We start from the raw sequence: 12,914 nt of genomic DNA, 5'->3' as shown, positions 1-12,914 counted from the left end.
TTAAAACTTACAACTCCTATGGCACACTGTGCCCTGTTGAACCTTGCCAAATACGATACCATTGTTCACGACTGAGTTTTAACTGCTTAGCGGCAACAGCCGATTTAACACGCTCAATGTTGCCAGTACCCAGTACCACTGATGGGGAACTTGGGTGCATTAATAACCACGCGTAAACCACTTGATCAATAGAACTTGCACCAATTTCGCTGCCGACTTGCTCAAGTACTTGACGCAGGCGAATCGCTTTTTCATCATTTTCTGCAAAAATGCGACCGCCAGCCAAAGGTGACCAACACATAGGTTTAATATCAAGTAACTGACATTGGTCTAAACTACCATCATCAAGTGCTTGCATTTCATACGGTGAAAATTCAATTTGATTGGTCACCAATTCAAAATCAAGACGCGACTGCAATAAACTTAGTTGTGATGGCGTAAAGTTTGATACACCAAAATCGAGTACATCACCATTTTGCTTAAGAGTAGTGAATGCCTCAGCTACTTCGTCTGCATTCATCAAATAATCAGGGCGATGAATAAGTAATGCATCTAATCTATCGGTATTAAAATGCTTTAACGATTGCTGTGCTGAGCTAATAATATGTGCGGCACTCGAATCGTAATGATTAGCTTGGCCTGCTAACCCTAAGCTTGCAAAAGCAGGTTTGATACCACACTTAGTAATAATTTTGATCTCATCACGAATACTTGGCTTTAAAGCTAAAGCTTTACCAAACTCTGCCTCACAACCATATCCACCGTAAATGTCAGCGTGATCGGTGTGCCTTACACCGGCTTCAATTGTTTGCTCAAGAAAAGTTAAACACTGTTGTGGAGTAATTTGCCAATCTAATAATCGCCAAAACCCAAGTACTAGTTCGTCAATAGCGCGATCTGAGCTGTTCATAATTCCACCTTTATTTTTGTAAAAAATATTGTCCCGGCAAGTTCAATGCAAGTACCAAAACAGTATCCCTATCAGATAATTAATAAGCCATGATAATTTAATTGACCTTATTGATGTATTATTCTACATAATAAATAAGGTATTAATAGCTGAAAGTTATACCAGCACATGCATTAGCACATCAGTTTTATTCAGAGCTTTACCTTTTTTTGATGGCACAGGTAACGTAATAAACTTTTTGGATTAAATGAGGCTACAGATGAAAGACTTAACCCACACTATATACAGGCTGATGGCTTGCCTTTTACTCACGGTTAGTCAGTTGAGCTTTGCAGCAACCACTGAACAAGAAGTCACTCATTTGCTCAGCTTTATCGCGCAAAGCAACGCGACTTTCATTCGTAACGGTGATCAACACACCAGCACCGAAGCCGCTGATCATCTTGCTATGAAATACCGCAAAGGCAAACGCTACGCTAAAACCGCTGATGAGTTTATTGAGAATCTTGCCAGTAAAAGCTCATGGAGTGGCAAACCTTATGCTGTTATTCTTGAAGATGATACACAAATCACCAGTAAGAAATGGCTTACAAACGAGTTAACTCATTTTAGAGCCACAGAAAAGCCGCAATAAGTGCGGCTTGGTTTCACTCTTAGGAGAGGTGAACTTAAATTCTGAAGTAACACTAACTCAAAGCTGTATTTAATACTGCGGTAGTTATTTTCATCATCAGCTTGCACTAGCGATAACTTTATATAACTAAGTTATCGACAAAATCTGCCTGCACTAATGATTTTTGAATGTCTAAATAATGACTGCCGGTATGCTCGGCTGAGTATTCAAAGCATGTGCTTGTAATAATGTTGCTTTGTTTTTAGCTACCCATGCATTCTTAATTTCGAACTATACTGTATGCAAATATAGCTGAACAATCTGTGAATACAACGTGCAATTAATAATCATTATTTTAGGAAATAACATGACTGTAAAGTAGATATTACTTGCACCCAATCTCGCTACTGGGTATAAAAATAGTTATCAACATTTAATAAGAAGCGAAAAGCCATGCAGCAACATGACCACCAACCACTTACAGACTTTATTGAATATCCACATGAACAGATGCTAGAACGCGCTAATGAGTTTTTAACGACCAGTCAGCGTCGTCATACAATTCGTAGTTTTAGCGACCGACCGGTGCCAAAAGATATTATTCAAACCTGCATTAAAGCCGCAGCTACAGCACCAAGTGGTGCAAACCACCAACCGTGGCATTTTGTAGCAATTAATAGTAGTGATGTGAAAAAGCAAATTCGTGAAGCAGCCGAGAAATTAGAACGCTCATTTTATGAAGGCCGCGCTGGTGAAGAGTGGTTAGATGCTCTAAAGCCATTAGGCACTGATGCCAGCAAACCTTATTTAGAGCATGCACCTTGGCTAATTGCCGTATTCAGCCAAAAGAAAGGCGGCTTAAATACTGATGATAAAAACACCAACTACTATGTGCATGAGTCAGTCGGTATTGCCACCGGCTTTTTAATTCAAGCATTACATCGCGCAGGGCTTGCAACACTAACTCACACACCTAAACCAATGAGCTTTTTAACCGACATTTGTGTCCGCGACAAAGACAACGAACGCCCCTATATGCTGCTCATTGCCGGTTACCCAAGTGATGATGCTACTGTGCCTAATCATGCCTTGGTGAAAAAATCACTCGATGAAGTTGCGACCTTCATTTAGGTTTAAAATCCACCGCTAATGTGTCGCCGGCGTTAAGCCCGGCGATAATATGCTGTTTAGCATTAATCACCTCCCCTAAACGAACAAAGCGGCGCTCAATCTTTTGCTCGTTAATAACATATACCATGGCTAATTGACCGTACTCATGCACCCAACTTGGCTCAATTAAAATTCCTTGCTCGGTATCCAGTGGCAAGTGAAGCTGTGCATATAAACCAGGCATCAAGTTTGATTGTGTTGGCAACTCTAAACGAATTAACATACTACGTGCAGCACTATCGGCAATCGGAACAATTTCACTCACCACCGCAACAGCGGTTATATTAAGTGAAGGCAAACTGACCGTTAAGCTTTGACCCAGTGTGAGGCTAATTGCCTGACGTTCTCGTACATTAAATTCAAGCTGTAATTGTTGTGGATTATAAAGTGCCAATAAAGGTGAACCAGGCACTGCGGTATCACCTGGTTCAACTAACCGCTCTACAACAACTCCAGAAATGGGCGCTTTTATACGGGTAAATTCAAGTGCGACTTGTGCTTGGGTTTGCTGTTGCTTGGCAACAGCTAAGCTTGCGGTTAAGTTATCAAATTTCGCTTTTGCTTCATCATTATCACTAACCGATACCAACCCTTGTGAATATAAGTCAGTTACGCGCTTAAGCTGTTTATCAGCTTGTGTAAGTGACGCTTGAATGGCTTTTATTTGCGCATCACTTTGTGCCAATTTCGCTTTAAAATCGTCTTGCTGCAAAGTAATGAGAACATCGCCTTGCACAACACTATCACCAGCACGTACATTTAAACGTTCCACTTGTGCCATCACTCGTGACGAAATTTGCGTGTTTTGTTTTGCAATCACAGTACCGGGAACATCTTCACTGTGCTTGATCGCCGTCAGCTCAACGGTAGCGACTTTTCCCTCATATGTCGTTGCTAATACGGGTTTATTTCCTGCGGCTTGTTTATTTGAAAAGCTGCCTGCCATATAAAGCACGGCAACAATAATCACTAACAACGCAATGATTGAGCCGAACAGTTTTGATTTACCTTGCATGAGCTTCATCCTCGGTTGTTTGTGTGTTCGCAAACACTAAATAATAAACTAGCGGCACCACAAACAACGAAAACAATGTTGATGCCACAATGCCAAAAATAATAGCGATAGCAAGACCACTAAATACGGGGTCTAACGTAATCACTAAGTTGCCTAATAAAGTTGTGCCAGCAGTCAGTAATACTGGCCGCATCCGCGTTGTGCCTGCGGCAATCAATGCCGCTTTTATTGCCATCCCTTGCTCGCGAGCTTGATTAATAAACTCAACTAAAATAAGCGAGTTACGCACCACAATACCAGCAAGTGCTATCATGCCGATCATCGCTGTTGCGGTGAATAGCACAGGCTCTGGAGCACCGGCTATGGAGCGCTCACCAAACTGATTTAATAACCAAAAACCCGGCATAATACCAATCACAGTAAGTGGAATAGCCGACATAATAATCAGTGATAAACTGGCAGATTGCGTTTGTATTCGTAAAATAATAAAAATGGCGGTTAACGCAAAAGCAAACGCAATTCCCATATCTCTAAACACATCAATTGTGATCCGCCATTCACCTTCACCACTAAACGTTACATGCGTGCCTTGTGGTAATTGCCAAGCCTGAGTTCCACCGTTATTAAAAAAGCTGCGGGCTAACCAATTTGTTTGCTCAAAATCATCGCTACTTACATTTAAATCAGCGTTTACGTCCGCAATGATTTCTGCAGGAGTACGGCCATTAAGCTCTGCCATCACGTATACAACCTCGCGTTGGTCTTTACGCATAATCGGTTTTGCGACATTTAGGTTATGAAATTCACCCAGCTCAGATAAAGCCACCAACGGTCGTGGCGCACTAGTTAAACCAAACTCATTAGTTGATTTTGCCAGCTCTCTATCACCTCTGATTTGTATAGCAAGCAGTTGCGCTAATTGGTTTCGCTGCTGATATGGTAATTGCATTTTGATCTCAACGGGCTGCGTTTCACCACTGACATACATTACGCCCACATTTTTACCCGCAGATGCAATCGTTAATGTATTGGCAATATCTTGTGTTGATACCGCCGACAAAGCCGCCTTGGCTTTATCGGTAATAAAGCGCTGCATCGGTGCCGTGGCTGCAATACTTGTATCAACTTCAACCACATGGGGCTCTTGCTTCAGTCGTTGTGCAACTTGTTGAGCCGCTTGATGGTGGGTTTGCGTATCAACAAACGGATCACGATACACTTCAGCCACTAAGGTGCTAAATACTGGCGGCCCGGGTGGAACTTCAACCACTTTTATCACAATGCCATTAACGGCCAATGGCTCAAGCTGTTTACGTAAACGCATCACGACACCATGAGACTGTTGATCGCGCTGCGCTTTGTCTAATAGTAATACTCTAAGCTCAGCTAAATTAGCGGCCTCACGGCGATAATAACCGCGCACCATACCATTAAAATCCATGCTTGATGGTTGCCCTACATACGCAGCTATTTCACTTACTTCACTAAGCTGCCATGTTATTGCTTGTACTTTACGAGCGGTCAGTGTTGTTTGCTCCAGATTCATCCCCTCGGGCATATCTATCAGTACTTGTAGTTCATTTTTATTATCAAACGGCAATAACTTCAGCGGCACCATTCGCATCACGGGCAGCAATGCACTGATAATAAATAATCCTAAGGTTGCCCATAAAATCAGTTTTGCGCGCCCTTTACTGGCCAGTAAAGGCGTTAATAAGCGTTCATAAATAGCTACTTTAGGGGAAGTCAAATCATTGTGCTCAACAACCGGTTCTTTTAATAACTTCATGGCAAGCCAAGGAGTTACAAAGAATGCCACAATGGTTGAGACCATCACGCTTACAGGCACATTAAATGCCATTGGTGCCATATATGGGCCCATCATGCCAGTGATATAAGCCAAAGGAATAAAAGCCACCATGATGGTCAGTGTCGACATTAATAATGCCCCACGTATTTCGCTCATTGCAGCGACAATCTGTTGTTTTTTATTGCCTTTGTTTTGTAAAAAACGGCTAATATTATCAATGCCCGTTATCGGATCATCCACCAGCAAGCCCAGTGATAATATCAATGCAAATAACGTTACTCGGTTAATGGTGTAACCAAACGCAAAATCGAGGCTTAAGGTTATGCCATAACAAATTGGCACAGCTAAACCAACAACGATAGCGGGTCGCCAGCCTAAAAATACACCAACAAAAATCACTACGGTAAATACCGCAAACACTAAGCTTGAGGTTAAATTATTCACTTTTTCGTTAGCGGTTTGCCCGTAATCTCTAAGTATTGTGTAATCTATTTGCGAAGGTAAAAAATTAGTTTTTAAATCAGCCATCATTGCGTGTACATCATTTGCGACCGCGACTGCATTTGTGCCCACTTTTTTAGCAACACTTAAGGTGACTAAAGGATGCTCTTGTGTGGTATCAGATTGCGCCAGCCACTGATAATTTTCAGGCTCACTTGGTCCATCGAGTACTTTTGCAATATCTTTTAAATAAACACTTTTGCCGTTAATAACATTTACAACAAGCTGCTCAATCGCGGCTTTTGTTCGTAACACATCACCAGCTTGTAGCATGATTTGTTGCTCTGCATTAACAACACTGCCAACCTGAGATAATTGATTAGATACACTCAGTGCATAATAAACATCGCTGAGCGTAGTTTGATGAGCTGCTAGGGCCGTCGCATCTAAATTGACCGTTAAAGTGCGTTTGCGCCCAGCAATCACTTTAACTTCACTGGTGTTTTCTATGCGCTGTAAACTATTCGCAATTTCGTTAGCAAAACGGGTTAACTCATAGTCGTTATATAATTTAGGATCTTTACTAAATAAGCCTAGCATCACAATCGGCACGTCATTTACTTCGACCGGGCGCACCTGCCATGAACTAATAACTGACGCCATGGTATGTTGATAACTATATAGTTTGGCGTAAGTATCGAGGATTGCTTGTTCACGATCATGACCCACAGTAAAGCGCAATGTCACCACAGTGCCATTACTTTGTGTGGTTGAATAAATATGCTCAACACCGCGTAATTGCGCCAATAACTTTTCGAGTGGTTGCGTGACCAGCCTTGCCACTTCGGGAGCTTCAATGTTAGGAGCTGAGACATAAATATCCAGCATCGGCACCACTATTTGCGGTTCTTCTTCACGGGAAGTTTGCTGCAGCGCCATAATGCCAAGCAACACAGCCATTACAAAAATAATGATAGGAATACGCCCGTTAAGACTATTTTTTACTGCACTGTCGAGCTTATCCATTTGGTTATTCCTTACAAAATAAACCATAGAGCGTGGCTAACATAGCCTGTGCGTTGTCGTTAATCACCCGATAATAGATGGTCTGGCTTTCGCGACGAGTACTAACAATATTTGCTTTTCGTAGTGCAGCCAAATGCTGCGATAAAGCAGACTGTGCCAATGGTACAGCCGCATTTAATTCAGAAACACTCATTTCACGCCCCTGCAAAGAGCACAAAATCATTAAACGGTTTTTATTTGCTAAAATTTTTAATAGCTGCTCAGCATGCTCTACGTTATTAGCCATAGCTGCAAAGTCGATAGTCATAGTTCCACTCTTATATTCAAAGTACAGCAGATTATAGTTAGCTATATTAGAAAAGTCTAATATTATAATTTACTAATGTAGCTTTATCTAATATATTAAATAGTAACAGTCACTATTACTAAGGTTAAACGTGAAACTAAACGATGCTCTTCGCTTGATAGCAGGTGTAATGATTTGCATATCATTGTTACTACAGCAATTTCATGATCCATTGTGGATTTGGTTTACAGTGTTTATTGCTCTAAACTTAATTCAATCAGCATTTAGTAAATGGTGCCCGATGATCACTCTTTTAAAAAAACTAGGTTTCGAGGAATAACATGCTTACTTCAATCCCAGATCTAATGAAAATAATTACGCCAAATCAACGCCGCATTGAGGCTACACAGGCCAAGCAAGAAATTGCTGACAACAAAGGACTACTAATTGACGTACGTGAACCCGCCGAACATGCGGCAAAAGCAGCTATCGGCGCAATTAATATTCCCCGAGGTTTACTAGAAATGAAGTTAATGGAAATCGAAAAAGACCCAGCTCGGCCAATTTACTTACACTGCGCCAGTGGCGCACGCGCAACATTAAGCGCTGAAGCACTTACCCGCGTTGGTTATGAAAACGTCACCGTTATTATCTGTAATGCAGAACAGGTTTGCCAAGTATTTTAATGCAATTGGCATAACAGCTTCACATAAAAGTCATACTGGTCGGATAAGCTCTTACTTTTAAATTTAGCGGTACAGAGCAATGACGTTTACACGAAGAAATTTTTTAAAAGCCTCGGCGGCAGGATTTGGTGTCGCCGTTTTATCATTAGGATTAACAGCTTGTCGGTTTGATGATGAAGATGACGACATTCTTGACGTAAGCTTTGCTCATGGTGTTGCCAGTGGTGATCCATTAGCTGACAGCCTAATTCTGTGGACTCGTGTAACCCCTCTAGATCCAACAACCACCAGCATTAAAGTACAATGGCAAGCAGCAACCGACCCTAACTTTGCTAATATCAGCCACAATGGTGAAACACATATAAGTGCAGCTACAGACTTCACCCTAAAAGTCGACTTACAAGGCTTAAACGCCAACACAACTTACTATTATCGCTTTAAATCGAATGGCAAAACCTCACCTATTGGTGCAGGTAAAACACTACCAACAGGCAGCATTGATAAAGTGAAATTTGCTGTTATATCGTGTGCCAACTACCCCGCAGGCTTTTTCCATGTGTATGGTGAAATAGCCAAGCAAACAGACATAGACGCTGTATTGCATTTAGGTGATTACATCTATGAATACGGCAATGATGGCTACGCTACTGAAGATGCTGGTATTTTAGGCCGTTTACTGCCAGAAGATAACAGTGACGAAATAATTAGCTTAGCTGATTACCGTAACCGCTACGCTCACTATCGTACTGATGATAACTTGCAAGCTGCGCATAGTAACTATGCCTTTATTACTGTGTGGGATGACCACGAAATTACCAATGACACATGGCGAAATGGCGCAGAAAACCATAATGAAGGCGAAGGTGAATTTAGCGAACGTAAGCTACATGCCCTACAGGCCTATTTTGAATGGATGCCAATTCGTAATGTAGCAGATAAAGAACGAATTTACCGTCGCTTTGAGTTTGGTAATTTAGTCTCTTTATACATGCTAGACACGCGTGTACTCGCCCGTGATGAACAGCTAAGCTATGCTGATTTTGATCTAACCAGTGCACAAGGACAAAATGATTTTGCAAACGCACTAAGCTCACCATCGCGCGCATTACTTGGCAATGAGCAGCTAACATGGCTCACTGATGGCATGACAACATCAAACTCAAAATGGCAGGTACTTGGCCAACAAGTACTGATGACCAAAATGCATTTGCCGTTTGAAGTACTGCAACTACTAGTGAGCTTACAAATAAGTCAAGCAAATGGCGGCGACACAAATGCATTATTAGCACAAGCATCGGCATTATTTGCTGAACTTGCACAAATCAAAGGCCGTGTGCTTGCAGGCGATCCAAGTGTTACTGATGTCGAACGTGCCCGAGTTGATACTACTGCACCATACAATTTAGATGCATGGGATGGTTACGCCTACGAACGTGAAGTGCTGCTTGGTACTGCCATTGCCGCACAAAAGAACTTAGTGGTTTTAGCGGGTGATACTCATAACGGTTGGGCTGGGCAATTAGTTACTGATGCTGCAAACCCAATTGCAGCGTCACAAAATGCCGGTGTAGAATTTGCTACCTCTTCGGTGTCTTCGCCTGGTCTTGAAGAATACCTAGCACTGAATACGCAAGGGCCAGAAGCAACCGCACAAATGGAGCAAGTAATCCCATTATTGGTTAATGATTTAATCTATAACAACCTCGTAGATCGTGGCTACTTAACCGTTACTTTTACCCCAGAGCAAGCCACCGCTAAGTGGAATTACGTGAGCAGCATTAAAACCGCTTCATACGAAATGCAAACCGAGCGCAGTAAAGAACTACGTATGCTAGCAGGTCAGCCAGTAATACAAGGGTAAAGATTCTAGGTGCTAGGAAAAATGTTTAGATGAAAGATTAAAACAGCCCGGCGATCACTCGATCGCCGGAATTTTTGCGTTACGACTTTAATCATTGGTAATTCCTTTCATATTCTTAGTGTCGCTATTCCTCTCAAAGTGCATGAATAAAACATGAGCGATACTTGATAGCACGATCAATACAATGCCTGTGATACCCAATAAAGTTTGAGTTTGTTGAAGAAAAATGTAGCCCAAAATACTAGAAAATAGAATTTGCGCATATTCAAGCGGCATTAGCTTAGATAAGTCACTTTTATTAAAAGCGAAAAAACGTGCTGCAAGTTTAGTAATAAGGAGCCCACCATATAGCATAATTAGTAGAGCACTATTTGTATCTAAAGGTTTCCACACAAAAATAGCGACGGGTAATAAGATAATCGCCGAATAGAGGGGAGCAAAAACCATTTGAGGCACAACTTTCTCTGCATTGCCTATTTTCTTTAAATTAATATTATAAATGACTAAAATAGCTACCGCTGACAGTGCAAAAATCAATCCTAGATAGAGGTTTTGCTGCGTTACTTGGCTCGCCATTAGTTTTGGAGAAAGCAGCATCATCACTCCAGCTAAATTCAAAATAATAGCCATATAGACATAGGCTTTTGGTTTTTCTCTAAAGATAAACACCGACAAAATGGACGTTATAAGTGGCACAAAAAAGTTAATCGCGGTTACTTCCGCTAAACTTAGATATTGCAGAGCATAAAACAAACATATTGTTGAACTAACACCAAGCAGTCCTCTGAAAATATGTAGCTTCATTTTTTGGGGTTTGATATTTTCCCATTTACCTTTCGAGAATAATATAATGGCCGCACAAGCTGCAATTACATTAACCAAAAAGACAACTTGGAATGGGCTGATAGCTTTACCTAAAAAACCACCGATTAGTAACATCACACTTAAGATAAATGAATCTGACAACATCCAAATTACTGCGGTTGACTCTTTACTAGCCATTTAACTTCTCTCCATGTGTTTGTGTAGCACAAATATATGCTACAAAATTAGAGTCCTATTAGAAATCAACTACTTTGACCCCTAATAAAGCTGCATCCTTTTCAGATAAAACCGCTTTAAATTACACCCATAAAAGGTACAAGGCAAGAGGTTTAGAGATAATTTGAGCTAATAGCATAAGACACTTTGGGAGGGTTAAAACAAAAGAAGACCCTTGCTGTTAATGAAAAAGTTCAGATATTGGCCTTACGTTATCACACCAAAAAAATAATGACTTATTTGCTTAATAGTCACGGTTTTTGTACAAAAAATCTTTACGTGATTTATTCACAAAGAGGTTAAGAGGCACTGTAATGTGGGGGGAGAACAACCTAAACAACACAGTATAATATAAAGCTGTTCTCACTTTTTATCATCCAGCATTGTCACTAACATTTGTTCAATATTTTTCACACTGTAAGTAAGTGCGCGTATTAGCTCAACTTGGCTTTGTGGTTCATGATCAGCCGATTTTGTAGTTGACTGCTGTGCGGTTAGATTATCTTTTTGAGTTAAGATTGCCTCGCGAAACTCACTGGCATCAACTACCCCAAGTAACGATACTAATGCGCCATGACCAGACTGACCTGCGGTTTCAAAACTCAAGCGGTACAAACCAAACAAGCGCATCAGTGGACCTTGGCTTAACCCGACGTCAGTTATTTTTTCAAGTGGGATGGATTTTTCTTCTTTGAAAAATACACCGCGCTTAACAACTAGCTTTCGCTCTAATAAGTTAGCTGACATAGCTGCCAATATTCGCCCTGCCACCAGCCAGATAATGAAAGCGACGAATGGGATAAATGGAATTCCTACCAAACACAATACACAAGTGATAACTCCAAGCACTACCCAGTATGATTTTACTTTAGAGTCGAATTTAGCACTTTTTAAAATAGGGGTACTCATAGCTTACTCTTAATTTGATTAAACATTTAAATTACGTGATCACTGAGTTGAATGCAATTTAGCTAAATTGTTACCCTATTACGAAGTATTGCCAATAAACCTAAAAGATTAACACAAAGGGTTGTTTAAACAGGTCGTGTGTTCTATATTCTCGCAATCGGATTTATAGACGTCTAAACATCCACAACAAGATTATCTCATACAGAGGAAGCGCAATGACAACTCACACCTTAACTTTACTTGATGGCGGCATGAGCCGAGAGCTCACCCGCATTGGCGCTCCCTTTCAACAGCCTGAGTGGTCTGCGCTTGCCATAATAGAGGCGCCTGAAAAAGTAACCCAAGCACACAGTAACTTTATTCAAAGTGGTGCCAATATTATTACCACAAATAGCTATGCGTTAGTACCTTTTCACATTGGCGAAGAGCGCTTTGCACAATCAGCCAAATCACTTGCTGCAACAGCTGGCCAAGCCGCAAAAGACGCTGTAATACAAAATAATATAGGAACTAAAATCGCAGCCAGTTTACCACCTATGTTTGGCTCTTATCGTCCAGATTTATACCAAGCTGATCAACTTAGTCGTATCGCAACGCCTTTAATCGAAGGTTTAGCGCCTTATGCTGATTTATGGCTAATAGAAACGCAAAGCCTTATTCAAGAAGCGCTAGATATAAACACGTTAATTAACCAGATCTGCAACAACCAAAAACCGGTATGGGTTGCTTTTACCCTTGAAGATGAACAACCAAGTAATCAAGCAACTCTGCGCTCAGGAGAATCTGTAAAAGATGCAGTAACTGCCATGCTAAATGCAAAGGTAACGGGCATTTTATTTAACTGCTGCCAACCAGAGGTTATTGAGCATGCTTTAACCGTAACCTTAGATGTTTTAAAAGACCTGCAGGCAGAGCACGTACAAATAGGTGCGTATGCGAATGCATTTGCACCACAAACTAAAGAAGCTACGGCTAACGAAGGTTTAGATGAAGTACGAGAAGATCTAACCCCTCTTTCATATCTAGAGTGGGCTAAAAAGTGGCATCAACAAGGCGCCACCCTAATTGGAGGTTGCTGTGGTATTGGACCTGAGCATATAGCCCAATTAAACCATCACTTTGCGCCTTTAAAAGGTTAGTAATTAA

General features: G+C 41.1%; 12 protein-coding genes. 6 read left to right on the top strand and 6 right to left on the bottom strand.

All coding sequences use genetic code 11. The features are described from left to right. Nucleotides 1–16 precede the first annotated feature (16 nt). Nucleotides 17–910, bottom strand: a complete 894-nt coding sequence (locus H5154_RS18515) for an aldo/keto reductase family oxidoreductase (RefSeq protein ID WP_182719225.1) — start codon at nucleotides 908–910, stop codon at nucleotides 17–19. Nucleotides 911–1,169: 259 nt separating this feature from the next. Between H5154_RS18515 and H5154_RS18510 the strand changes: the two genes are divergently transcribed. Together H5154_RS18510 and H5154_RS18505 are read left to right on the top strand one after the other, a co-directional pair. Continuing rightward, nucleotides 1,170–1,544 (top strand): DUF5329 domain-containing protein, encoded by a 375-nt coding sequence (locus H5154_RS18510; protein WP_182719224.1) that lies wholly within the window; start codon nucleotides 1,170–1,172, stop codon nucleotides 1,542–1,544. A gap of 432 nt (nucleotides 1,545–1,976) precedes the next feature. Continuing rightward, the gene (locus tag H5154_RS18505; RefSeq protein ID WP_182719223.1) at nucleotides 1,977–2,654 is read left to right on the top strand and encodes a nitroreductase family protein; all 678 of its coding nucleotides are present in this window, start codon (nucleotides 1,977–1,979) and stop codon (nucleotides 2,652–2,654) included. Here H5154_RS18505 and H5154_RS18500 read toward each other — a convergent pair. The 3 genes from H5154_RS18500 to H5154_RS18490 are packed head-to-tail and all read right to left on the bottom strand — an operon-like array spanning nucleotide 2,647 to nucleotide 7,292. Further along, complete coding sequence (locus H5154_RS18500) at nucleotides 2,647–3,708, bottom strand: efflux RND transporter periplasmic adaptor subunit (RefSeq protein ID WP_182719222.1); 1,062 nt, start codon at nucleotides 3,706–3,708, stop codon at nucleotides 2,647–2,649. The genes H5154_RS18505 and H5154_RS18500 overlap by 8 nt on opposite strands. Further along, nucleotides 3,698–6,985: an efflux RND transporter permease subunit gene (locus tag H5154_RS18495; protein ID WP_182719221.1), complete on the bottom strand. Its 3,288-nt coding sequence runs from the start codon at nucleotides 6,983–6,985 to the stop codon at nucleotides 3,698–3,700. Before H5154_RS18495 ends, H5154_RS18500 begins: the two co-directional genes overlap by 11 nt. 4 nt (nucleotides 6,986–6,989) lie before the next feature. Next, the gene (locus tag H5154_RS18490; RefSeq protein ID WP_149983086.1) at nucleotides 6,990–7,292 is read right to left on the bottom strand and encodes a metalloregulator ArsR/SmtB family transcription factor; all 303 of its coding nucleotides are present in this window, start codon (nucleotides 7,290–7,292) and stop codon (nucleotides 6,990–6,992) included. A 130-nt stretch (nucleotides 7,293–7,422) separates the two neighbouring features. On the opposite strand from H5154_RS18490, the gene H5154_RS18485 reads away from it, so the two are divergent. The 3 genes from H5154_RS18485 (at nucleotide 7,423) to H5154_RS18475 (ending at nucleotide 9,818) form a co-directional block, all read left to right on the top strand. Next, nucleotides 7,423–7,611 carry a DUF2892 domain-containing protein gene (locus H5154_RS18485; RefSeq protein ID WP_149983085.1) on the top strand — a complete coding sequence of 63 codons (189 nt, stop codon included), beginning with the start codon at nucleotides 7,423–7,425 and terminating at the stop codon, nucleotides 7,609–7,611. A gap of 1 nt (nucleotide 7,612) precedes the next feature. Further along, nucleotides 7,613–7,957: a rhodanese-like domain-containing protein gene (locus H5154_RS18480; protein ID WP_182719220.1), complete on the top strand. Its 345-nt coding sequence runs from the start codon at nucleotides 7,613–7,615 to the stop codon at nucleotides 7,955–7,957. Between the two features lie 79 nt (nucleotides 7,958–8,036). Further along, nucleotides 8,037–9,818 carry an alkaline phosphatase gene (locus H5154_RS18475; RefSeq protein ID WP_182719219.1) on the top strand — a complete coding sequence of 594 codons (1,782 nt, stop codon included), beginning with the start codon at nucleotides 8,037–8,039 and terminating at the stop codon, nucleotides 9,816–9,818. An 87-nt stretch (nucleotides 9,819–9,905) separates the two neighbouring features. On the opposite strand, the gene H5154_RS18470 is transcribed toward H5154_RS18475, so the two are convergent. Both H5154_RS18470 and H5154_RS18465 read right to left on the bottom strand, forming a co-directional pair. Then, on the bottom strand, nucleotides 9,906–10,820 hold the full coding sequence (locus H5154_RS18470) for a DMT family transporter (RefSeq protein WP_182719218.1): 915 nt from the start codon (nucleotides 10,818–10,820) through the stop codon (nucleotides 9,906–9,908). Nucleotides 10,821–11,222: 402 nt separating this feature from the next. Further along, nucleotides 11,223–11,768, bottom strand: coding sequence for a PH domain-containing protein (locus H5154_RS18465; protein WP_182719217.1), 546 nt, complete (start codon nucleotides 11,766–11,768; stop codon nucleotides 11,223–11,225). Between the two features lie 215 nt (nucleotides 11,769–11,983). Between H5154_RS18465 and H5154_RS18460 the strand changes: the two genes are divergently transcribed. After that, entirely contained in the window at nucleotides 11,984–12,907 is a 924-nt protein-coding gene (locus H5154_RS18460; protein WP_182719216.1) for a homocysteine S-methyltransferase family protein, read from the top strand. The last annotated feature ends 7 nt before the right edge of the window (nucleotides 12,908–12,914 follow it).

Origin of the sequence: Pseudoalteromonas sp. SR44-5, from assembly GCF_014163675.1 — a bacterium.
GTDB classification, from domain to species: Bacteria; Pseudomonadota; Gammaproteobacteria; order Enterobacterales; family Alteromonadaceae; genus Pseudoalteromonas; species Pseudoalteromonas rhizosphaerae.
The sequence above is the reverse complement of the archived record's forward strand: the minus strand, read 5'-3'. Positions and strand labels throughout refer to the sequence as shown.

Bases quoted from the DNA above. Each gene is read 5' to 3' on its own strand.
- H5154_RS18470 (WP_182719218.1), bottom strand. From the start codon at position 10,820: ATGGCTAGTAAAGAGTCAACCGCAGTAATTTGGATGTTGTCAGATTCA.
- H5154_RS18495 (WP_182719221.1), bottom strand. From the start codon at position 6,985: ATGGATAAGCTCGACAGTGCAGTAAAAAATAGTCTTAACGGGCGTATT.
- H5154_RS18465 (WP_182719217.1), bottom strand. From the start codon at position 11,768: ATGAGTACCCCTATTTTAAAAAGTGCTAAATTCGACTCTAAAGTAAAA.
- H5154_RS18500 (WP_182719222.1), bottom strand. From the start codon at position 3,708: ATGCAAGGTAAATCAAAACTGTTCGGCTCAATCATTGCGTTGTTAGTG.
- H5154_RS18510 (WP_182719224.1), top strand. From the start codon at position 1,170: ATGAAAGACTTAACCCACACTATATACAGGCTGATGGCTTGCCTTTTA.
- H5154_RS18480 (WP_182719220.1), top strand. From the start codon at position 7,613: ATGCTTACTTCAATCCCAGATCTAATGAAAATAATTACGCCAAATCAA.
- H5154_RS18460 (WP_182719216.1), top strand. From the start codon at position 11,984: ATGACAACTCACACCTTAACTTTACTTGATGGCGGCATGAGCCGAGAG.
- H5154_RS18475 (WP_182719219.1), top strand. From the start codon at position 8,037: ATGACGTTTACACGAAGAAATTTTTTAAAAGCCTCGGCGGCAGGATTT.
- H5154_RS18515 (WP_182719225.1), bottom strand. From the start codon at position 910: ATGAACAGCTCAGATCGCGCTATTGACGAACTAGTACTTGGGTTTTGG.
- H5154_RS18505 (WP_182719223.1), top strand. From the start codon at position 1,977: ATGCAGCAACATGACCACCAACCACTTACAGACTTTATTGAATATCCA.
- H5154_RS18490 (WP_149983086.1), bottom strand. From the start codon at position 7,292: ATGACTATCGACTTTGCAGCTATGGCTAATAACGTAGAGCATGCTGAG.